This is a genomic window from Aquirufa antheringensis, assembly GCF_004307425.1.
GTDB classification, from domain to species: Bacteria; Bacteroidota; Bacteroidia; order Cytophagales; family Spirosomataceae; genus Aquirufa; species Aquirufa antheringensis.
On sequence record NZ_SEWZ01000004.1, the window covers coordinates 123,892 to 145,558 of the forward strand.

Below are 21,667 nucleotides of genomic sequence, written 5' to 3' on the forward strand. Positions count from 1 at the left end.
ATGAAAGTGTATATTGTCACCGGAGCTGGCCAAGGGATCGGGCATCAAATTGTATTGCAATTGATGGCGGAGGGGCATTTAGTGGTCATGAATGACATTGATCCCACTCTTTTATCTGGACCCTACGCGAAGGCCGGTGACGTTAGTTCTTACGAGTTTATCCAAGAGTTAGTGGCTTATGCGCAAACATTACCAGGTGATTTAGCTGGTTGTGTTTGTAATGCGGGGGTTACTACCTTTGGGAGTTTTTGGGATTATAGTCCAGCTTCTATGAAGTCTTTATTGGATTTGAATATTCAAGGGACTTTTTTCTTGATTCAAGAAGTAGCAAAAGCCATTCGCAAAGCGGGTAATCCTGGTTCTATTGTGGTCACTTCTTCTGTTACGGGGCATCAAGCGCATCCAGATTTAGCGGCGTATGGGATGACAAAAGCGGCGTTAAATCAATTAGTCCAAAACTTAGTCATCGACCTCTCCCCTGTCCAAATTCGCATCAATGCGGTTTCACCTGGTGCTACCATGACAGAACGTACGGAGAAAGACGAAAACTATTTACTGGAATGGAGTAGATTGACACCTTTAGGGAAGCCTGCAGATGTTCAAGATATTTCAGAAGCGGTTTGTTTCTTTTTGAGTGACAAAGCAAAGCATATCACAGGTCAAACATTAATTGTGGATGGTGGCTGGACAAGCATAAGTCCTCCGCCAAAGGCCTAAGACCAGGTCTTTTCTAAGAAATCAAGCCAGTTTTGGTGACAAAATTTGACGATATCATTATCCGAAAATCCTCTTTTCAATAGCAATTCAGGTAGTTTTTGTAAATCAGCAATCGTTTCAATATCGGCAGGACATTGCTCTCTACCGAACCCTCCATCTAAATCGGTGCCCAATCCCACATGATTCGTGTTTCCTGCTAGGTCGCAAACGTGCACTAAATGATCAATTAGCGTGTTTAGGGTTACATTTTTGTTTAGTGGTGTGGATTCCCCTCTCACCCAACCTGGAACCATCATCCACGCATCCATCGGCATGCCAATCACTGCTCCTCGCGAAATAATCTCTTTCAATTGTTCATCACTGAATTGACGATTATGATCCACTAAGGCACGGCAATTTTGATGACTAGCCCAAACGGGACCTTGGTGGTATTCCATCGCCTCCCAAAAACTATCATCACATAAATGCGTCGCATCCAAAATGATCTGTAGATCCGTCATTTTGTGCAATAAATCACGTCCCCTCGCTCCCATTCCGCCCTTGGCATTCGTACCTTGTGCATAACGTCCCGGACCATAATGAGCTGGACCTAAGGCACGTAAACCAAATTCATAGGCTATTTCTAAATACTCTAGTGAAATTATAGAATCAGCTCCCTCTAAACTTAAAATATAGCCGATGGTATGCCCATCAGCTTCCCATTGCGTTAAATGATCGTCTAATTCGGATCTATTTCGAATAGGACGAAGATCTCCTGTTCTCTCTAATGCTTTGTAATAGGCTAATTGGCCTTGCGTTTGTGCCCAGGCTTGATCGGGACTATTCCAACCGGGTAATGTGGAATCAGGTGCCACATAGCGAGCGATTTGAGTGGCCACGACGATGCCTATATTCCCTTTTCGTAATTCGTCTAAACTTACGGTCGCATTGCCACGATCAGGTTTATCTGTTAAATGCTTCTCTCGATCATTGATTTCTTGAATGTTAGCGCGCAGGTCTCGATTCCACTCGAGCGCGTTCATACTTAAATCTAAATGGGCGTCGATTAATAGCATAGTCTGCGATTTCTAGCTTTCACTTCCCATAAACCACCATCAATGACTTGAAGATGGGAATGTAGATTAACTGTAGGGCAAATATGATAAGGAATCATTCGGACGATTTCACCAATAGTGTAAGCTGAGTTATCACCTACTTCCACGATGCCATGTTCTTCGCTTTGGGACTTTAATACCCAATTTGGATGATCCAGGAAGCGAACGCGATTATCTATCGGATTTTCAGCCGCCACCGATTTATGACCTAAATCAAGACAAATAGTGGTATCGGTAGGTTTTGAAATGATTCTAGCGATAATCTCTACTCCAAATTCAAAGGTGTTTTCTGGAAATAAGGCCGCATAACCTGCATCGAAAAAGATAAAGGTTCCTGGACTACACGTAAATTGGGGATTTTTGTGGTGCACCAGGAAACTAGGGGTTCCGGATACGACTAATTCTAGATCAGAACGGTTTAAGCGCTCTAGAAGTTTGTAGAATGAGGTGAAATCAGTTTCCACGTGTTTCACCCGATCCTCATATACTTTGTCCCGAATATGACCATCATAGGCATGTAAACCCCGCAAAGTGACATTAGGCAAAGTTTCTATATGTTGAATTAAAGCCAAAGCTTTAGCAGGTAAAATACCCGTGCGATTCATCCCCATATTGAGGTCCACAAAAACTCCTGCTGAAAGGTCTGTAAAAATGCGATTCAGCTCGGATGAGGCAAATGCATCATCTACGATAGAGGAGAATTTTGTTTTAGGATAATGGGTTACTAATTCCTTAAAACGGTCCAAATTAGGTCCGATCAATTGCATGGAAATAAGCACATCTGGCGCTTCTGAAAGCGCTAATAGTTCCGCTTCGGCGATAGTAGCACATTTGAATTTGGTGATTCCCGCTGCTAATAATAAGTCGTTTCCTTCTTTTGTTTTATGTGTTTTGATGTGCGGACGCAAGCGTGCAGGATTACCATCCACCATTTCGATGACTTTGGCAATATTACGTTTTACCCGATCAGGATATACGATTAATCCCGGGCTTTCAAAGATTTCCAAATTTCTCATGAAATCGCTCGATCTAGGTGAACATAGCCCCCATCTACATGGATGATTTGTCCGGTGGTATGACTTGATTTAGGAGACATCAAAAATGTGACCATATCGCCTATTTCTTCTTTTGTGGTCATTCGTTGACCTAAAGGTATTTTGCTGGTAATGCTGGCTAATTTTTCCTTCGGGTTTTCTAACGTCTCAATCCATTTCTCATACATAGGCGTAAAACATTCTGCCACGATGACCGAATTCACTCGAATGTTATAATCACGCAATTCTAGCGCCCATTCTCTCGTTAAGGCGTTGCGTCCTCCATTCGAAGCTGCATATCCAGAGGTGTTTCCCTGTCCTGTTTCTGCTGTTTTCGATCCGATATTAACGATAGCCCCTTTGCTTTTTTTCAAATAAGGTAATACTGCTTGAGCCATTAAATAGTAATGGGTCAAATTTGCGTTAATGGATTGAATGAATTTCTCGTAATTACCTGTTTCTAGGCCTACTCCGTCATTTAAACCTGCATTATTAACTAATCCATCAATTTTCCCGAACATCGTAGCCACTTTTTCAACTACTTGATGGCATTCGGAGGGATTGCTTAAATCAGCCACGAAGGAAAACGCTTGTCCACCAGTCGCTTGAATTTTTTCAATGCAACGCAGATTATCTGCCTCGTTTCTTCCTACAATGGCTACCATGGCAGATTCTAAGGCCAAAGACTCGGAAATTCCTTCTCCTATACCTTTGGCTCCACCAGTCACAATAATCACTTTCTCTCTTAATCCTAAATTCATAGTGTCTCTAATTGATAAAATTCGATGGCGTTTTGATGGTAGATCAGTTCTTTTTCAGACGCGTTCAACCCTTTAAGCGCTTCTTGAAATGAGGTAACCCAGCGTTCTAACGTTGAATTGACTAAAACAACTGGATAATCACTTCCGATCAGTAGTCTCTGTGGACCAAAAACGTCTAAAGCCACCTCCACAATCTCATTTACTTGTTCCTGTGTCCAAGATTGATCTGCTGCCTCCGTCACAATCCCCGATATTTTAGCGGAAACGTGCGATAAGTCAGCAAACGCTTGAATATCTTTCTTCCATTCTTGGATATTCCCTGATTTAAGTGGGGCTTTGGCCAAATGATCTAATACGATTTTTTGTTCATCGCAGGATTCACAAAAAGTAATAGCCGATTTAATTTGATACGGATAAATCAATAAATCATAGCTTAAATCGAAGCTGGCGAGTGTTTTGACGCCTCGGATAAATGCTGAACTAGCCAGAATATTCGGATCTTTTTCCCCTTGAACGATATGTCTAAAACCTTTGATGGCCTCAAATTGGGAGAAATAAGCCAGTCGATCTTCAATATTGGGACTTTGTAAATCCACCCAACCTACAACTCCTTGAATGAAATCATTTTGTTCCGCTAATGCTAATAGGAATAAGGTCTCCTCTTCAGAAGAATCCGCTTGGACAGCCACGCAGCCTGTAAAACCTTGGTCTTTAAATAGACGTTCGCTGTAGTTTGGGTAAAAATCAGCCCGAAGAACGGACATCTCTGGTGTTATCCAGGTATCTCGCTCTTCGTTGTAATTCCAAAAATGTTGATGTGCATCAATCATCCCTGATAAGCTTTTGCCAATTGTTTTTGTTCCCCTAATCCATCCATGCCTAAGGTAACTACATCTCCTGGCTTTAAATAAATAGGAGGATTAAAGCCTAATCCCACGCCGTGAGGTGTACCCGTGCTGATGACATCGCCAGGCAATAAAGTCATAAATTGAGAGATATAGGAAACGACTTGAGGAACATTAAATATCAGTTGATTGGTATTACTTGTTTGAAAGCGTTTCCCATTGACATCTAGCCACATATTTAAGGCATGTACGTCTTTTATCTCTTCTTTTGTCGCTAAATAGGGTCCCAAAGGCGCAAATGAATCACATCCCTTCCCTTTGGACCAGTTTCCACCACGTTCTAATTGGTATTCACGTTCAGATAGATCATTGTGCAAGCAATAACCTGCTACATAATCGTAGGCATCGGCTTCAGAAACATAGGAGGCCTTTTTACCGATCACAATGGCTAATTCTACTTCCCAATCTGTCTTCGTCGAGTTCTTGGGGATAATGATATCGTCATTCGGCCCAGAAAGGGCTGTCGTGCTCTTGAAGAATAAAATGGGTTCCTTAGGAATCTCTGCTCCTGTTTCTTTGGCATGATCCGCGTAATTTAAGCCTACACATACGATTTTACTCGGTCTTGCTACACAAGAACCTAATCGTCCGGATATGACTGGGAAATCACTTGGGTGTAGTTGAGCTAATTCTGCTACGCCATTCTGTTGAAAAAAGGATTCGTTAAAATCTATAAAACGGGATGACACATCATAATAGGTACCATCTTGGTAAATACAGGGCTTTTCAGCCCCCTCTTCTCCGATTCTAGCTAATTTCATCTTATAATTTTTTAATAACGTCCCACATCGTATCAGCTAAGAACTGATTACCTGTTTCATTTAAGTGAACGCGGTCCGATGTCAGGATACCTGATGCCTTGTTTTCGATGTTGTTTTTAGCCTCGTAATCCATAAAGGCTTTGCGCAAATCGATCAATTGAACACTATTGTCTTTAGCGATTTTCTTGATGATGGCCGAATAAGCATTTAAGTCTCCATCGTTCTCGTTTGAGTTATCAAACTTCTCTCCGATCACTGTAGGTGTGCAGATAACTACTTGAGCATTAGCTTTTTGAATCTTCTTGATTAAAGCAGTATAGAATCTTTCAAACTTATCCGCATCCGTACCCGTACGTGAACTTGTTTTATGCCAAACATCATTAATACCGATGTAAATAATGACTAAATTAGGATTCTTAGCGACCACATCCTCTTCGTGGCGTAAGTATAAATCGTAAATTTTATTTCCTCCGATGCCGGCTCCGATTAACTCATACTGATTCGAAAGGCCTTGTGCGGCAATCATTTCGGTCATTTTGGTAATATACCCGGTCTTTCCTACTCCCGCTTGAGTGATGGAATCTCCAAAGAAAATAATACGCTTAGGACCGTCTTTCTTGAATGAACTCAGTGAGGTTCCCAAAATCAATAACAGGCAAATCAGTTGTTTTTTCATAGGTTTAGTTGTTTAAATAAATGAATCCACCGTCGATTGGATAATCACACCCTGTGATAAAAGCGGCTTCATCGGAACATAAATATAAAGCTAAATGCGCAATTTCTTGTGGTTTCGCCATTCGACCTATCGGTTGAGTAGCAGAAAGTTTCTCAAACATTTCTTTTTGTTGGTCTGGGTAGTTTTTGGCAATAAACCCATCCACAAACGGCGTATGGACTCTTCCTGGTGATATACAATTACAACGAATACCCTGTTTTACGTAATCTTTCGCCACCGATTGAGTCATCGATTTGATGGCTCCTTTTGTCATCGAATACCCAAAACGATCTGGAATTCCCACCGAGGCTGCCACCGAGGCCATATTCAATATTACCCCTGATTTCTGTTCCATCATAGCTGGAATAAAAGCATACATACAATGATAAGCCCCTTTTACATTGACATCAAAGATGCGTTGGAAGTCTGATGGACTCGTTTTCTCCAAATTACCAATCTGCGGAATCCCTGCATTATTCACTAGGATATCTATCGATTTCAATTCTGCAGCAATGGCTTCTACCGCCTCCAGTGAAGTAATATCAGCCTGATGAAAGGTGATTTCATCCGGCATAGGTTCTGCAGATGGCTTTAAATCCAAAACATGCACCTCCGCTCCTTGTGCTAAGAAAGTTAGCGCAATGGATTGTCCGATGCCGGAGCATCCGCCGGTGATGAGGACTTTTTTGTTAGTTAGTTTGAACATATTTTTTAGTCGGTAGTAACTAGTCGATAGTCGCTAGTCGCTAGTCGATAGTCGCTAGTCGCTAGTCGCTAGTCACTAGTCGAAAGTCGCTAGTCATTATTTTTACTCTATACTCTCTACTCTATAATCTATCATTCACCATTCACCATTCACCATTCACCATTTAAAGCGATACCCCTCTCCTCCAGAACATAAAGTCATCTTGGCCAAGATCCATCGCTTTCGTATTAATCTCTCCAGAGGCTAATTGAATGATGTATTCTAAAACTTCCTCACCCATTTGCTCTACCGTCTTTTCACCGGAAATGATTGGACCACAATCGATGTCGATAATTTCAGGCAGTTTCACAGCTAGTTTAGTGTTGGTTGATAATTTCACCATGGGGCTGATTGGATTACCTGTGGGTGTTCCTAGGCCTGTAGTGAATAATTGAATGGTAGCACCAGCACCGGCCATACCCGTTGTTGCTAAAACATCATTTCCAGGAGTACATACCAGGTTTAAGCCTTTCTTAGTTACGTATTGGCCATAGCCTAACACATCTTCGATAGGTGATGAACCGGCTTTTTTAGCGGCTCCCGCAGATTTGATCGCATCTGTGATGAGACCATCTTTGATGTTACCTGGAGATGGGTTCATATCAAAACCTGCGCCTACCAAGGCAGCGCGTCTTGCATATTCGCGCATTAAGAAACCGAAATTGTCAGCGATTTCTTTAGTCACTGATCTATTTTGAAGTTCTTGTTCGACACCACATAATTCAGGGAATTCAGCGATCATCACCGTTCCACCTAGTCCTACGACTAAGTCTGCGGTATGCCCAATAGCTGGATTCGCAGAGATTCCCGAGAATCCATCTGATCCACCACATTTAACACCTACGCGTAATGCGGATAAAGGAGCCGGTTTACGCGTTTGTTTATTGATTTCCACTAGACCCTTAAATGTTTGTAGAATCACTTCATTCAACATATTCTCTACCCCGCTGCCATTATCTTGTTGTTGCTCAAAGATGTATAATGGCTTAGAGAAATTCGGATCTTTTTCTTTCAACTTCTCTTTAAAAACCTCAATTTGAGAATGTTGGCATCCTAAACTTAAAACAGTTATTCCGCCAACGTTCGGATTTAGGCAATAACCCGCTAATAAGGCGCATAGATTTAAGGAATCGTCTTTATTCTCGCCGCATCCACTTTCATGCGTTAAGAATTTGATACCGTCTACGTTCGGGAATTGGGATGATTTATGAACTAAAACGGAGGCAGAAGAAGCCGTGTCTATTTCTAGTGCTTTTCCTTCAGCTAGTTGCTTACCTAATTGTTGCACCTTTTGAGTGAATGGGTCCATTTTTTGGAAGCCCAAACCATTTAAGAACGCATTCTTTAATAATTCGATATTTCTGTTCTCGCAGAAAACCAGGGGAATGACTAACCAATAGTTTTGAGTACCTACTTGACCATCTGCGCGGTGGTAGCCATTAAATGTTCTGTTTTGGAATTTTGATACATCAGGCGCAGTCCAATTATACTCCTGTTGTTTTCCCACAAAATCAGTGGCAGCGTGATGTAAATTGAAGGTGTGAATGAGCCCTCCTTTGGGAATATCTTGACTCGCAAGTCCTACTAAAACGCCATACATCGTTGCTTTTCCCTCTTTAGCGATGGCTTCCGTGGTGAATTTATGCTTAGCTGCTATATCATCTTGAAGCGTAATTTCATTGCCGTTGTGCTGAATAACAGTTCCTTTAGGAAGATCTTGTAAGGCAACAAGTAAATTGTCAGTAGGGTTAATTTGTAGGAATGTTTGGCTCATTTTGTTAGGCTAAATATGGTATTGGCAAGTACCCATTTGGCTCCTGCTGGAGTTCCAGGGATTGTTTTTTGGTAATTCGACATCAAGGTTTCCCAGGCTTGTACGGCTGGGTTAAGGGAATCCATCTCCCCTTTTTTGGCAAAACTAAATTCATCATTTGAAATAATTTCCATACAAAGTCTATTCTCAAAACGAAAGATTTGCATGGATTCTATTCCTGAAGAAAGTATACTATCTTCAATTTCTGTAGGAATGGACTCGTGGTATTTCTCATACTCCCTGATTAATTCAGGGTCATCCTTCAAGTCTAGAAATAAGATAAATCGTTGCATTAGTCTTTGATTTCAAATCCTTTGTAAGCGAAATAGATAATATAAGTAAAACACAATAAAGGTACGCTCAATGCTGCTACCGTACCTATTTTGAATAAAGATGCGGTTAACGGAGGAACAAGTGCCCCACCTACAATGGACATAATGATTAAAGAGGATGCTAATTTAGATCCGTCACCTAAGCCTTTGCAAGACAAGGCGAAAATGGTCGGGAACATAATGGATTGGAAGAAATAGACAGCTATCAAAGCCAATAAAGCAGCTAGTCCTCCTCCGAACATCGCCACGGCTACAGAGATCACTGCTCCTATGGCATATATGCCTAACACTTTGTTTGAGGCAATTCTTCCCATCAAATAAGTTCCTATGAATCGACCTAGTAAAAACAAGATAAAAGCAAAGGAAGCATGGAAACTAGCAATCTGCGTAGGACTCATCGTATCTGATATTTGGTAGATTTTATCTACAATCCACAAATTGTCGTTTTTGGCCAAATCCAATTTCAAATCCACAAAATTCCCCCAAAGTGAAACCTGTGCCCCTACATTTAAAAACTGCGCTAATATCCCTAATACCAAATGTTTACGCTTTAATAAACTCGCTATAGTTACTTTGCCGTTTGATTCTTCTGCTGATTGTAATTCTGGCATTTTGGTGAATACAAACAATATGGCAACTAATGCTACGACAAGTCCGATGATTAGATAGGGCATTTGTACAGAAGCGGCTTGGCTTATCCGAATGGCTTCTGCTTCTGCAACAGGAAGCGCCTGAATCATTTCTCGTGTATATTCTTTCTCAGAGAAGATGAATAATCCACCGATGATAGGTCCTAAAATAATACTCATACCATTAAAGGATTGAGCTAGGTTTAATCTAAAATCTCCCTTTTTAGGATCTCCTAATACCGTCACATAAAGGTTTGCAGCAGTCTCTAAAAAGGCAATTCCAGAAGCCATTAAGAACAAGGCTGCTAAGAAAAAGCCATAAATACGTACTTCTGCTGCAGGGTAAAATAGAAAAGATCCAGCGGCATAAAGTACTAAGCCCATTAGGATTCCTGCTTTATAGCCCATCTTTTTCATGACATATCCGGCTGGGAGTGCCATCGCGAAATACCCAAAATAAAAGGCCGTCTCCACGATATTGGCTTGCCAGCGCTGCAAATCTAGGGCAGTTTGGAATTGTTTGACTAAGGAACCATTTAAGCTATTAGCAAGTCCCCACAAGAAGAATAAACTAGTGACTAGGATTAAGGGAATCGTATAAGAAGTGGATTCTGAATTCTTTAGGGTTGTTTTTTTATAGTTTAGAGGTAATGCCATGTTGAATTAATTTATTTATAAAGTCAAAACACTGCTTAATTTACCGCCTTTTATTTAATTTTAATGCAAACCAAATTGACATAATGAAAAATTACTTTGCTATTCTCCTATTACTAGGTAGCATAAGCCTTTCAGCTCAGATTAAGTCGCCTGAAGAATTCTTAGGCTACCCTATCGGTACAAAATTTACTTACCACCATCAGATTGTAGCCTATAGTCGTTATTTGGCATCACAAAGTAATGGACTAGCACAATGGCAAGTATATGGTCAAACCAGTGAGGGGCGCGAGCAAGGCCAAATGCTTATTGCGAATCTTCCATCTGGAGTGAGCCTAGAGCAAGTGCAGCAAAATCACCAGAAACGTATCCAAGGCGAAAAAACGGATACTTCACTCCCCGTGATCATCAATCTTTCTTTTAATGTGCACGGAAATGAAGCAGCCGGAAGCGAGGCGGCTTTGAACACATTATATGCTTTGATTTCAAAACCCAATCAATCCGTTCCTTATGTTATTTTGATTGATCCTTGCATCAATCCAGATGGTCGCGATGCGTATGTGACCCAATACAATCGCCGTAATTATATCGCAGGTGGAAATCCAGATCCGAACGATCAAGAGCATTATGAGGGAATTACATCAGGTCGTTATAACCATTTCTCGTTTGACTTAAACCGCGATTGGGTTTGGCAGACACAGAAAGAGACACAACAGCGTTTGAAGTTCTACCGTTCTTGGATGCCCATGATGCACGCGGATTTTCACGAGCAAAGTTTCCAACACTCGTATTATTTCCCCCCGGCAGCAAAGCCTTATTTGAATTTCATTGCGCAGTCGACAAAGGATTTACAGGAAAGTGTAGGTCGATCTTTTTCGAAGTTATTTGATGAAAAGAAATGGCCTTATTTCACTTCTGAAGTGTATGATTTATTGTACCCAGGCTACGGAGACACCTACCCTGTTTTGAATGGTGCCTTAGGAATGACCTTAGAGCAAGGGGGAATTAGAGGGGGATTGATTTCTGCCAAAAGTGACGGCGATACCATTTCCCTTGTGGATCGAGTGAAGCACCACTCGGCTTTGGCACTAAATTTAGTCGAATGGTCTTTAGCAAATGCAGAAAGCTTGAAAGCTTCGTTTTATGGTGTGCATGATAAGTCGAGAACGAATCCGTCGAATAAGTTTGCGTATTATTTTGTGCCGGAGGAGGAATTAGAAAAAGGTCAAGAATTTATTCAATTATTAGAGAAAAATAATATCACCTATATGAAAGATATGGGTGTTTCAAAATCAACTAGGGTGTATGATTATTCATCAATGAAGGTGGTTTCATTATTGGATAATTTTACTGGATTATTAATTCCTGCTAAACAGTCATCTGCGCCATTGATTCAAGCTTTATTGGATCCAACTATCGCCATAGAAGATTCAATGACATATGATATCACAGCTTGGAATTTGTTTCAATTGAATGGAATAAAGGCGTTTGGTGTTAATGAAAATGTGTTTAATGTAGTTAAAGATCATGAAGGAGAAAGGTTGTTAGATCTTGATACAGCAATGCATGTCGCCTATATTGCAACGCCTAAAGTTCCATCCTTAAATCAAAAATTAATTCATTCTGCAATTCAAATAGGCGCTTTAGTTACTTTTTCAGATGTGCAAAATGGAGAAATTATTATTTCGTTTACTAAGGTTAAAAACGCAGATCGTGTTAAATTTTTACAAAAAATGGAAAAGCTTAACATATTTCTAGAATCTCTTGACTCCTACCGCTCAAAATCAAGCTACGACCTTGGTTCACCCCATTTTAAACCCATCTTTATTCCTAAAATTGCCGTAGTAGTCGATCCAGTTAATGACGTAAATCAACAAGGAGAACTAGCCTATTTCTTAACTCAGAAATACGGATTTAAGCCCTCGTTCATCCCGTCGACGCAATTATTTAAGTCGAATTTGTTCAATTACACGCACATCATTTATCCTGATGGCAAACATGCCGCCCTATCGAATACGAATTCAATTCTATTAACTGATTGGGTGAAAAAAGGCGGGAAACTAATTTTAATGGAAGGTGCTCGTAAGATTTTGGAGGATAAGGATTTAGTGGTGAAAGAGGATACCGCTAAACACACTTCGACTTATGCAATGCGTGAGAGAGCTGAATTGTCTAATACCACTTCAGGGAATATGTTGCAAGTGGAGTTAGAAAAGACCCATCCTTTGGCCTTCAGAATTAATGTTACATCGATCTATATTCTAAATCAAGTGAGTGATTTCGTTAAGCTTCCGAAGGATTTTACACCTGTGTTAAAAACTTCTTCAAAGCCGAATATTATGGGTTTTGTAGGGGCTAATAAGAAAGCTCAACTAGCCAATTCTTTAATGTTAGGCGTTAAAGAGGTGGATAAAGGTAAAATTATTTGGTTTGGTTTTAACCCTTTATTCCGTGCGATTCCTAACCAAGGTCAAACCATTTTCGAAAATTGCTTCCTGTATACTGAATTCTAATGAAAAGATTCACTCTATTCTTTGCTCTATTAAGCTATTCGCTATTTTCTCAAAAGGTAGCTCCCGTCTATCCTATTCCTTCTGCTAAGCAATTAGCTTGGTCGGAATTAGAGTATTATGGTTTCATTCATTTTAACATGAACACGTTTACGAATGTGGAATGGGGCGAGGGAAAAGAAAGTCCCTCTTCTTTTAATCCGACTGCATTAGATTGCAATCAGTGGGCTAGAATTGCAAAGAAAGCAGGAATGAAAGGATTGATTTTGACAGCGAAGCATCACGATGGTTTTGCGCTTTATTCATCTAAATATACTTCACATTCTGTGGCTAAGTCTCCTTGGAAGAATGGCAAGGGAGATGTGGTGAAGGAATTATCGGAAGCATGTAAAAAATACGATTTGAAGCTGGGTATCTATTTATCCCCTTGGGATCGTTTTCATCCTGCTTATGGAACGGATGATTATAATCAGGTGTATGCCAAAATGCAGGAGGAATTATTGACGAACTACGGACCTATATTCGAGTTTTGGTACGATGGCGCGAATGGTGAGGGTCCCAATGGTAAGAAGCAGGTGTATGATTGGAATTTGTTCCACTCCATGGTTAATAAATACCAACCTACTGCGGTGCAATTCTCTGATGCAGGACCGGACATTCGTTGGGTAGGAAATGAACGTGGTTACGCCTATGATACGATGTGGAGCCCAATTTTACGCGATAAGATCTATCCAGGCTGCCCTGATTTTGACAATTACAGAAATGGTCAAGAAAATGGGACGCATTGGGTTTCTCCAGAAGTGGATGTTTCTATTCGTCCGGGATGGTATTATCATCCCGATCAGGACAATAAGGTCAAGACACCTGATTCTTTATTAAAGATTTACGCAGCCTCGGTAGGGCGCAATGCCAATCTTTTATTGAATATTCCGGTGGATACGCGAGGATTAATTCATGAGAATGATTCAGCTTCCTTAATGGGCTTTGCGGCGATTCGCACAAAATCACTTGTTAATCTATTAAAGAAAAATACGAATGATCCACTACTCGATGGAAAGAACTCGACCTTTTGGATGGCATCTCCTAAAAAGAAGGATATTCGCGTTGAATTGAAAAACCCTTTAAGCATAAACACCCTCATGCTCCAAGAGCCTATTGCCTTAGGGCAGCGCGTGAGTAGTTTCGAAGTGGAATTGGTCGATGAATTGGGTAATAAGGAAGTAATTAAAGCGGGAACTATCGGTCACAAGCGAATGATCACCTTCAAAGAGCGGAAACTAAAAAGCTTCCAAATTAGATTCACAGGATCTAGAGGTCCTGTTTTAATTTCTAATTTAGAAGCTTATCGGTTTATTTCAACACGTAACGAACCGCTTTTCCAGTAAAGGTAAAGCCGTTTGCTGTTTGGGTGCTATAAACGGAATATTTAACGTCTATTAGGGCAGTTGCACCTAATTCTTTGGCCTTATCGACCATTTGACGTAAAATTTCTTGCTTTTTATCTTGGTGGTTACCTCGGTAAAGCATTTTTCCATTCTGGAGCTGCTTATCCTCTAGAGGCACTTCCCCAGACATTTTAATGGTCTCGATATCCTCGTAGTTCTGTTTAGGTTTTTCGTTAAAATACACGACATCAATATCGTATTTTACGGGCACCTCAAATCCTAGTCCATCGTGGCGTTCTACACCCCCATTTTTAAAATCGTTCGAGTAATAGGTAGAAGGTTTCACATATTTAGAACAACCCACCACGCTAAACACGAGAAGAAGCTTACATGCTTTCTGAATCATAGATCAAGACTTTGTCCCAAAGGTGGGCACAGTTTTTAATAAATTCTAAATGGATGGGAGCCGTTTGGTAATAATCGTGTCCTTTCTCCTCTTCAAATGTTGTTAATAAGCAATAATCGTATGAACGATCGATTACTGGACGATCTGTTTTAGCCGGTTTTCCTACGCTAAATACATCCACCGTTTCTACGTCAGCTAATGACTGGACGCCTGCTTCAAACAGCGCAATGTCTTCTGCGCTTAACCCTTTTTTTAACCAAAAATTAACAATGTGTACAAACATATTTTATTATTTATTTAATCCTTCTTGTGCGCTAATTTGCGCTAATTTTTTTCCTAATTCTGCAGATGCGCTAGCGAGTGGCATACGGACCTGAGCACCAAACAAACCTTGATTCTCTAATAATTTCTTCACTCCTACTGGATTCCCTTCTTCGTATAAATACGGGTCGATGGTCAGGAATTTGCCTAATTCTTTTTGGGCTGACCGATAATCCCCTGCTAATGCGTGGTGAATCATCGTCGTAAATTGTTGCGGAAACGCATTCGCAATCACGGACATAACACCCACACCACCAATGGATATAATAGGCACAGCCTGAACGTCATCTCCAGAGATTAATAAAAAGTCGTCTGATTTGTGGTAGACAATCTCCATACATTGCTCAATGATGCAAGACGCCTCCTTGATTCCAATGATATTCTGGTGTTCAGAAAGCTTTAAAACCGTTTCCGCTGACATGTTAATGCCTGTTCTTCCAGGTATATTGTACATAATCACTGGAACAGGACAAGCATCAGCCACTGCTTCGTAATGTGCGATCACGCCTCTTGCACTCGGCTTATTATAGTAGGGACAAACGGATAAAATGGCATCAATGCCCTCAAATGACGTTTGTTTGATTTGGTTTATTAATGAATCCGTATTGTTTCCACCTAATCCATAGACGATGGGTAAGTTCTTTGTATTTGCCTCTTGAATGGTAGAAACAATTTGTTTCTTCTCATCCGATGTGGTAGTAGCAGATTCACCTGTAGTTCCTTGAACGACTAAATAATCCACCCCACCGTTGCTCACGTGTTGAATTAATTTCGTTAAGCCAACCCAGTTAATGGAACGATCTTCGTTCATGGGAGTAACTAGAGCTGGCGCAACGCCGTGAAATTTAGGTAATGATTGCATAATTAAGAAAGGAGGGCAATAAACTCGTCCTCCGAGATAATTGGTATGGATAATGAATTTGCTTTTTCTAGTTTAGCAGGCCCCATATTTTCACCGGCGACTAGGTAATCTAATTTGGCAGAAATACTGGAAACGACTTTTCCGCCGTTTGCGATGATTTTTGCCTTTAATCCATCTCGATCGAAATGGCTAAATACTCCCGAAATTACGAAAGTTTTGCCGTCCAAAGCCGTTGTTTCTAAAACTATTTCGCTTATTTCTTCTGAAAATTGAACTCCTGCCCTCTTAAGACGCTCGATGATGTCCTTATTTTCGGAAGCCGCAAAGTATTCCAGTACACTGAGCGCAATCCGATCCCCTATCTCAGGAACCGCGATTAAATCTTCTAGGCTAGCCTGCATCAAATTCTCTAGGGAATGAAAATGCAAAACTAGTTTCTCCGCGATGGTGGCTCCTACATGCCGAATCCCTAATCCAAATAATACTTGGCGGAACGGGATTTGCTTTGATTTTTCTATACTAGAAAGTATGTTTTGTATCGATTTAGACTGAAATCCCTCTAAACCGATGAATTTCTCTGCATTTAAATCATACAGGTCAGCCACATTTTGAACGATCCCTTTTTCGAATAATAAGTCGACCGTTTCAGTTCCGAGGTTTTCAATGTTCAGGGCTTTACGAGCAATAAAATGCTCGATTTTCCCTTTGATTTGCGGCGGACAGCCGGTATCGTTTGGACAATAGTGATTGGCTTCGCCTTCTAAGCGAACAAGTTCTGTTGAACAAGATGGGCATGCATGCGGAAACATAAAAGCATTTCCCTCTTTTCTGGCTGAAGTATCCACTCCAGTGATTTTAGGAATGATCTCTCCCCCTTTTTCGATGAATACGGTATCTCCCTCGCGTAAATCGAGGCGATCCATTTCATTCGCATTATGAATGGAGGCTCGTTTAATAACGGTACCAGCCAGGTAAACAGGTTCTAAATTGGCTACAGGTGTCACATTACCTGTTCTGCCTACTTGGTATGAAACTGAATTGATACGTGTTCGGGCAATTTCTGAGGGGTATTTGAAGGCGATGGCCCAACGAGGTGATTTGGCCGTAAAACCTAAACGTTCCTGTTGTCCAAAATCATTGACCTTGATCACAATTCCATCTGTATTCAAGGGTAAATCATTTCTTTTCTCTGCCCAATCCTCGATATACGTTAACACCTCATCAATGGATGCGCAAACACGGTACGTAGGGGAAATACTAAAACCGACCGATTTCAAGTGTTCTAATGCCTCGGAATGGCTATTAAATGGGTTCTCATTGCCTAAATAGGAATAGATAAAACATTCCATTTCTCTTCTAGCTACCTCTGCTGAATCCTGCATTTTAAAGGTGCCAGATGCAGCATTTCGTGGATTAGCTAGGGGTTGATCTCCTTTTGCAATTTTCTCCGCATTGATACGATCAAACGAAGTGATAGGCATATACCCCTCTCCTCGAATCTCATAGGTAGTGGGTAGAATGGTGGAACTGACACGGATGGGCAGACTCTTGATGGTCTTTACATTCGCCGTAATATCATCCCCTCGCGTTCCATCTCCTCTTGTTACCCCTTTTTGTAATACTCCATTGGTATACCAAAACGATAAGGCCACTCCGTCAAACTTTAACTCACACACATATTCGAAGTCCTCTCCTTCTAACCCTTTTTTTACCCGTTCATCAAAATCCCTCAAGTCGGTTTCATTGTAAGTATTTCCTAAGGATAACATCGGAAATTGGTGAGTGACGGATTTGAATTCTTTCGTGATGGTGCCGCCTACTTTTTGAGTGGGGCTATCAGAACGTGCAAAAAGAGGATTTTCTTGCTCTAATTTGATTAATTCAGCGAGTAATAGATCGAATGCTTGATCCGAAATAATGCTTTCATTCTGTTGATAATAGGCCTCATTGTAGAGATTGATCTTCTCAATGAGTTCATTCATCCGCTGATTTATATCCATAATCGAAATTAAAACTTAATTCAATTGGAATCAAGCGGGAAACAAGGTTTAGGAATATTTTATACCTTTGCCTTATGAGAAATTTGATCATTGCCCCCTCGGTTTTAGCCTGTGATTTTTTAAACATTGGTTCAGAAGTACACATGTTGAATGAATCTGCTGCAGATTGGATTCATATTGATGTCATGGATGGGGTTTTTGTGCCTAACATCTCTTTTGGTTTTCCGGTATTGGAAGCTATTCATAAAGTCGCTACAAAGGTGCTTGACGTTCATTTAATGATCGAAAAGCCAGAGCAATATATTTCGACTTTTGCCAAAGCAGGAGCCAAAGTCATCACCGTACACTACGAAGCATGTCCTCATATTCATCGTACGATCCAGCAAATCAAAGATGCCGGTTGCTTAGCGGGTGTGGCCATTAATCCGGGTACACCAGTAGAAGTTTATGAAGACATTATTGCGGATTTAGATTTAGCCTTGATTATGTCAGTCAATCCAGGATTTGGAGGTCAAAAGTTCATTCCGAATGCGATCAATAAAACGAAGCGTTTAGCCGATATGGCCGCAAAAGCAGGTAATACGGCCCTAAAGATTGAAATTGATGGTGGTGTTACGATGGCAAATGCCGCAGATTTATATCAAGCAGGTGCAGATGTGTTAGTGGCAGGAAGCTTCGTTTTTGCGTCTAAAGATCCCAAAGCTACCATTGCTGAACTTTTGTCTGTAGCGAATTAATTTGATGGGTGTCAGAATCTGCATCTTGTTGATTTTTGTTTCCACCCTTACTTTGGCCCAAAAAGTAAAATGGGCTTCTCAGGTTATTTCCGTTTCTAGTGAATACAAAGATCCCCTTTTAGGTAGGGAATACAGAGCTTTACATGCGTTAGGTCGTCCTAGTAAATACCCCAAAATGGCTGCCACTCCTAGTGCTTGGCAATCGATGACCGCTGATAGTCCAGAAGGAGAATACCTGTTAGTAGGATTTGATACGACGATGGCGGTGAAACAAATCGCTATTTTTGAAAACTTTGGAGCTGGTAGCATCACTTCGGTAGATGGTTTAGATCAGAATAATAGGATCTATCCTTTGCGGTTCTTCGCCCCTGGTTATGCTACCGCAGGATCTCAAGTTACCACCATTCGACTCCCGACTAAAACGAGTTTCAAATTAAAGGGCATCAAGATTTCCTTTAATTCATTACGGGTGAAAGGATACTCCCAAATTGATGCTATTGGTATCTCTGATAGCGATGAACCTATCGAGTCTTCTTTGAAATTAACCACTGATGCGAATGCCTTTCAGGCACGTGAAAACCTAGGAAATGCTATTAATTCGAAGTTTAATGAGATTTGTCCCGTTGTTAGCCCTGATGGCCAAAAGCTTTATTTCACTCGCTGGAAGCATCCTGATAATTTAGGAGCTAACAAGAACCAGGATATTTGGGTATCTAATTGGCAGCCTGATCGTACTTGGTCAAAAGCTACGTTGTTTCCTGCTCCCATCAATAATGACGAAAACAATGCAGTTTGCGGCATTACCCCTAACGGAAAGACGTTGTTATTAAACAATGTCTACGGAAAAGACGGTACGATGGAAAAAGGCGTTTCCTTTTCTTTCTTATTACGAACAGGTGAGTGGAGTTTTCCTAAAGCGTTGAAAATTGTCAACTTTAAGAATAAATCAGAATTCTCTGAATATACGTTGGCGCCTAATGGTAAAGTCCTCTTGATGACCACGGAAACCAAAGATTCATATGGTGGAAAGGATATCTATGTTTCGTTTTTGAATGCAGATGATTCCTGGTCAGAACCGAAAAACATAGGCCCAGTTGTTAATACGGGTGAAGCGGAATCAACCCCTTTTATTGCTCCCGATGGAGTGACGATGTACTTCTCCTCCAGTGGTCACGTAGGTTATGGCAATAATGATATCTTTTTATCTCGTCGATTAGATGATACGTGGCAAAATTGGTCTGCACCAGAAAACCTTGGGCCTATTGTGAATACGCCTCAGTGGGATGGTTATTTCTCCGTTTCGGCCAAAGGTGATTTTGCGTATTTTAGTTCCACAGAGAATTCCATGGGCGCTGAAGATATTTTTCGTATCAAGATTCCAGAAAAAGCGAAGCCTTTGACCTTAATTCAGCTAACGGGTCAAGTCATAAATCAGAAAACCAAAGAACCAATGGCGGCACACATCGTCATTAAAGCAAAAGGGAATCCATCAGACACTCTTTCACTTGATTACGATCCTTATGGTGGCGATTATAGCTTTATGTGGCCAGCCAAAAAGGCATTTACCGTTCAAATTAAGAAGCCGGGATTCTTCTCCAAGGTGGAGAATTTTGATTTCACTTCTTCTACTAGTTTTCAGTTAATAAACCGCAATTTCTTCCTTCAAACGGTGGAGAAAAACAAAGCCTTTGCTTTTTCTAATGTTAGTTTTGATCAAGGGAAGTCAGAATTAAAGCCCGGTTTTGAAGCTGAATTAGAGAAGATTATTTCCATTTTATCCGAGAATACGCAATATGCCTTGCTATTAGAGGGGCACACGGATAACCAAGGTGACTGGAATGATAATTTAAAGTTATCTATCGAACGAGTGGAGAACGTAAAGGCCTATTTGGTTTCTAAGGGAGTAGACGCGAATCGTATTCAAACGAAGGGATGGGGCGGTTCGAAGCCTTTGGCAAACAACCTATTAGAAGATACGCGTAAAAGTAATCGCCGGGTGGAGTTTACGCTCATTCCCATAGAATAAAAAAAGAGGGGATTGCTCCCCCCTATTTCACTCAACCTAAAACTCGTATTATAAAAGTACGATCAAACTCTTAATGATCGCCGTTAGACGGATGGCATCTAAAATACGCGCTTCAGTAGCTCCGTGGTTCTTCACAGATTGCTCATGAGAAGTTACACACATTTCACAGCCGTTAATCGCAGAAACCGTTAAGCTAGCTAATTCAAAGAATTCTTTACCTAAAACAGGGTTCATCATAATCGACATACGAATACCCGCTGGTGCCGTATTGTAGTACTCTTTATCTACCATGTGCTTGAAACGGTAGAAAATGTTGTTAGCATTCAGTAATGATACTAAAGCGTGCATTTCTGTAATCTCTGCATCGGTAGCTCCTTTGCTAAGCGCTAGTTCTGTTAGTGAATCAATTGTTCTAGTGTGCTTTTGATTCACAGAAACCGCTAAGGCTAATAGAATAGCTTCTTTTTCTGTCAACGTTTGAGCGCGTAAGGCATTCGAAACATTGATTTTAAGATCTTTAATGTAGCGGTGATCTGCTGCATCAAGGGTATCTAAAAGGGCAAACGATTCTGTGGCAGGGATATTGATCTCCGCCAATAAGTTGTCTTTTGTCTCACTCATGGTTGTTGATTTTAATAGCCCCAGGGAATCCTGGGGCTAAAGAACTGATTATAATGTAGCGTCTCCAGCTTTCCAGTTACATGGGCAAAGCTCGTCTGTTTGTAACGCATCTAATACACGTAAAACCTCGTCTACGTTACGACCTACTGAAAGATCATTGGCAGATACCCAACGGATAACGCCATCTTGGTCAGCGATGTAGGTTACACGGTAAGCTACTTTCTCTCCTTCAGTTAAGATACCTAATTCTTCTGCTAAGCTCTTAGAAGTATCCGCTAACATAGGGAATTTTAATCCACGTAAATCGTCGTGATCTCTTCTCCAAGCTGCGTGAACGAATTCAGAATCAGTAGAAGCTCCGATTAAAGAAGCATCGCGATCTGCGAAATCTCCTGCACGGCGGTTGAATTCAGCGATTTCTGTAGGGCAAACAAAAGTAAAATCTTTTGGCCACCAGAACATCACTAACCACTTACCGTCCTTCTTGTGATCTTCTGAAGTGATTGTTGAAAATTCTTTTCCTTGCTCTAAAGAAACGACTGCTGTTTTTGAAAATGTAGGGAATTGACTTCCTAATCCTAACATGTGATTTGCCATCTGTATTGGTTGTTTTATTGTTCTTGTTAAATTGTGATGCAA

At 40.8% G+C, this 21,667-nt stretch carries 21 protein-coding genes; 5 read left to right on the forward strand and 16 right to left on the reverse strand.

Annotated features, from left to right (window positions below; translation table 11 throughout):
• Positions 1 to 717 (forward strand): SDR family NAD(P)-dependent oxidoreductase, encoded by a 717-nt coding sequence (locus EWU21_RS09130; protein WP_130896656.1) that lies wholly within the window; start codon positions 1 to 3, stop codon positions 715 to 717.
• Here the strand turns inward: EWU21_RS09130 and EWU21_RS09135 are convergent.
• From EWU21_RS09135 to fucP, 10 genes are all read right to left on the reverse strand, one after another.
• Positions 714 to 1,772, reverse strand: coding sequence for a dipeptidase (locus tag EWU21_RS09135; RefSeq protein ID WP_130896657.1), 1,059 nt, complete (start codon positions 1,770 to 1,772; stop codon positions 714 to 716). The genes EWU21_RS09130 and EWU21_RS09135 overlap by 4 nt on opposite strands.
• A complete protein-coding gene (locus EWU21_RS09140) occupies positions 1,763 to 2,827 on the reverse strand; it encodes a D-TA family PLP-dependent enzyme (RefSeq protein WP_130896658.1) in 1,065 nt (354 codons plus the stop codon). The genes EWU21_RS09135 and EWU21_RS09140 overlap by 10 nt, the downstream gene beginning before the upstream one ends.
• Positions 2,824 to 3,606, reverse strand: a complete 783-nt coding sequence (locus EWU21_RS09145) for an L-fucose dehydrogenase (protein ID WP_130896659.1) — start codon at positions 3,604 to 3,606, stop codon at positions 2,824 to 2,826. Before EWU21_RS09145 ends, EWU21_RS09140 begins: the two co-directional genes overlap by 4 nt.
• Positions 3,603 to 4,436 carry an amidohydrolase family protein gene (locus EWU21_RS09150; RefSeq protein WP_130896660.1) on the reverse strand — a complete coding sequence of 278 codons (834 nt, stop codon included), beginning with the start codon at positions 4,434 to 4,436 and terminating at the stop codon, positions 3,603 to 3,605. Before EWU21_RS09150 ends, EWU21_RS09145 begins: the two co-directional genes overlap by 4 nt.
• Positions 4,433 to 5,272, reverse strand: a complete 840-nt coding sequence (locus tag EWU21_RS09155; protein WP_130896661.1) for a fumarylacetoacetate hydrolase family protein — start codon at positions 5,270 to 5,272, stop codon at positions 4,433 to 4,435. The genes EWU21_RS09150 and EWU21_RS09155 overlap by 4 nt, the downstream gene beginning before the upstream one ends.
• 1 nt (position 5,273) lies before the next feature.
• Positions 5,274 to 5,948 (reverse strand): SGNH/GDSL hydrolase family protein, encoded by a 675-nt coding sequence (locus tag EWU21_RS09160; protein WP_130896662.1) that lies wholly within the window; start codon positions 5,946 to 5,948, stop codon positions 5,274 to 5,276.
• A gap of 4 nt (positions 5,949 to 5,952) precedes the next feature.
• Entirely contained in the window at positions 5,953 to 6,693 is a 741-nt protein-coding gene (locus EWU21_RS09165) for an SDR family NAD(P)-dependent oxidoreductase (RefSeq protein WP_130896663.1), read from the reverse strand.
• A gap of 163 nt (positions 6,694 to 6,856) precedes the next feature.
• Positions 6,857 to 8,506, reverse strand: coding sequence for a UxaA family hydrolase (locus EWU21_RS09170; RefSeq protein WP_130896664.1), 1,650 nt, complete (start codon positions 8,504 to 8,506; stop codon positions 6,857 to 6,859).
• Positions 8,503 to 8,838 (reverse strand): L-rhamnose mutarotase, encoded by a 336-nt coding sequence (locus EWU21_RS09175; protein WP_130896665.1) that lies wholly within the window; start codon positions 8,836 to 8,838, stop codon positions 8,503 to 8,505. The genes EWU21_RS09170 and EWU21_RS09175 overlap by 4 nt, the downstream gene beginning before the upstream one ends.
• Positions 8,838 to 10,163 (reverse strand): L-fucose:H+ symporter permease, encoded by a 1,326-nt coding sequence (gene fucP / locus EWU21_RS09180; protein WP_130896666.1) that lies wholly within the window; start codon positions 10,161 to 10,163, stop codon positions 8,838 to 8,840. Before fucP ends, EWU21_RS09175 begins: the two co-directional genes overlap by 1 nt.
• Positions 10,164 to 10,246: 83 nt before the next feature.
• Between fucP and EWU21_RS09185 the strand changes: the two genes are divergently transcribed.
• Entirely contained in the window at positions 10,247 to 12,673 is a 2,427-nt protein-coding gene (locus EWU21_RS09185) for a M14 family zinc carboxypeptidase (RefSeq protein WP_130896667.1), read from the forward strand.
• Positions 12,673 to 14,055, forward strand: coding sequence for an alpha-L-fucosidase (locus tag EWU21_RS09190; RefSeq protein WP_130896668.1), 1,383 nt, complete (start codon positions 12,673 to 12,675; stop codon positions 14,053 to 14,055). The genes EWU21_RS09185 and EWU21_RS09190 overlap by 1 nt, the downstream gene beginning before the upstream one ends.
• Here the strand turns inward: EWU21_RS09190 and EWU21_RS09195 are convergent.
• Genes EWU21_RS09195 through ligA form a run of 4 tightly spaced genes read right to left on the reverse strand, consistent with a single transcriptional unit; the run spans position 14,021 to position 17,626 of the window.
• Positions 14,021 to 14,461: a YbjQ family protein gene (locus tag EWU21_RS09195; protein ID WP_130896669.1), complete on the reverse strand. Its 441-nt coding sequence runs from the start codon at positions 14,459 to 14,461 to the stop codon at positions 14,021 to 14,023. The two genes, EWU21_RS09190 and EWU21_RS09195, sit on opposite strands and share 35 nt — an antisense overlap.
• Positions 14,442 to 14,744: a Dabb family protein gene (locus tag EWU21_RS09200; RefSeq protein ID WP_130896670.1), complete on the reverse strand. Its 303-nt coding sequence runs from the start codon at positions 14,742 to 14,744 to the stop codon at positions 14,442 to 14,444. Before EWU21_RS09200 ends, EWU21_RS09195 begins: the two co-directional genes overlap by 20 nt.
• 6 nt (positions 14,745 to 14,750) lie before the next feature.
• Entirely contained in the window at positions 14,751 to 15,644 is an 894-nt protein-coding gene (dapA, locus tag EWU21_RS09205) for a 4-hydroxy-tetrahydrodipicolinate synthase (protein ID WP_130896671.1), read from the reverse strand.
• A 2-nt stretch (positions 15,645 to 15,646) separates the two neighbouring features.
• A complete protein-coding gene (gene ligA / locus EWU21_RS09210; RefSeq protein ID WP_236633208.1) occupies positions 15,647 to 17,626 on the reverse strand; it encodes an NAD-dependent DNA ligase LigA in 1,980 nt (659 codons plus the stop codon).
• A gap of 92 nt (positions 17,627 to 17,718) precedes the next feature.
• Here ligA and rpe point away from each other — a divergent pair, with 92 nt between their 5' ends.
• Together rpe and EWU21_RS09220 are read left to right on the forward strand one after the other, a co-directional pair.
• On the forward strand, positions 17,719 to 18,381 hold the full coding sequence (gene rpe / locus EWU21_RS09215; RefSeq protein WP_130896673.1) for a ribulose-phosphate 3-epimerase: 663 nt from the start codon (positions 17,719 to 17,721) through the stop codon (positions 18,379 to 18,381).
• A gap of 4 nt (positions 18,382 to 18,385) precedes the next feature.
• On the forward strand, positions 18,386 to 20,407 hold the full coding sequence (locus EWU21_RS09220) for an OmpA family protein (protein ID WP_130896674.1): 2,022 nt from the start codon (positions 18,386 to 18,388) through the stop codon (positions 20,405 to 20,407).
• Positions 20,408 to 20,455: 48 nt separating this feature from the next.
• Here EWU21_RS09220 and EWU21_RS09225 read toward each other — a convergent pair whose 3' ends face one another.
• Together EWU21_RS09225 and EWU21_RS09230 are read right to left on the reverse strand one after the other, a co-directional pair.
• A complete protein-coding gene (locus EWU21_RS09225) occupies positions 20,456 to 21,028 on the reverse strand; it encodes a carboxymuconolactone decarboxylase family protein (protein ID WP_130896675.1) in 573 nt (190 codons plus the stop codon).
• A 48-nt stretch (positions 21,029 to 21,076) separates the two neighbouring features.
• On the reverse strand, positions 21,077 to 21,625 hold the full coding sequence (locus EWU21_RS09230; RefSeq protein WP_130896676.1) for a peroxiredoxin: 549 nt from the start codon (positions 21,623 to 21,625) through the stop codon (positions 21,077 to 21,079).
• Between the last annotated feature and the right edge of the window lie 42 nt (positions 21,626 to 21,667).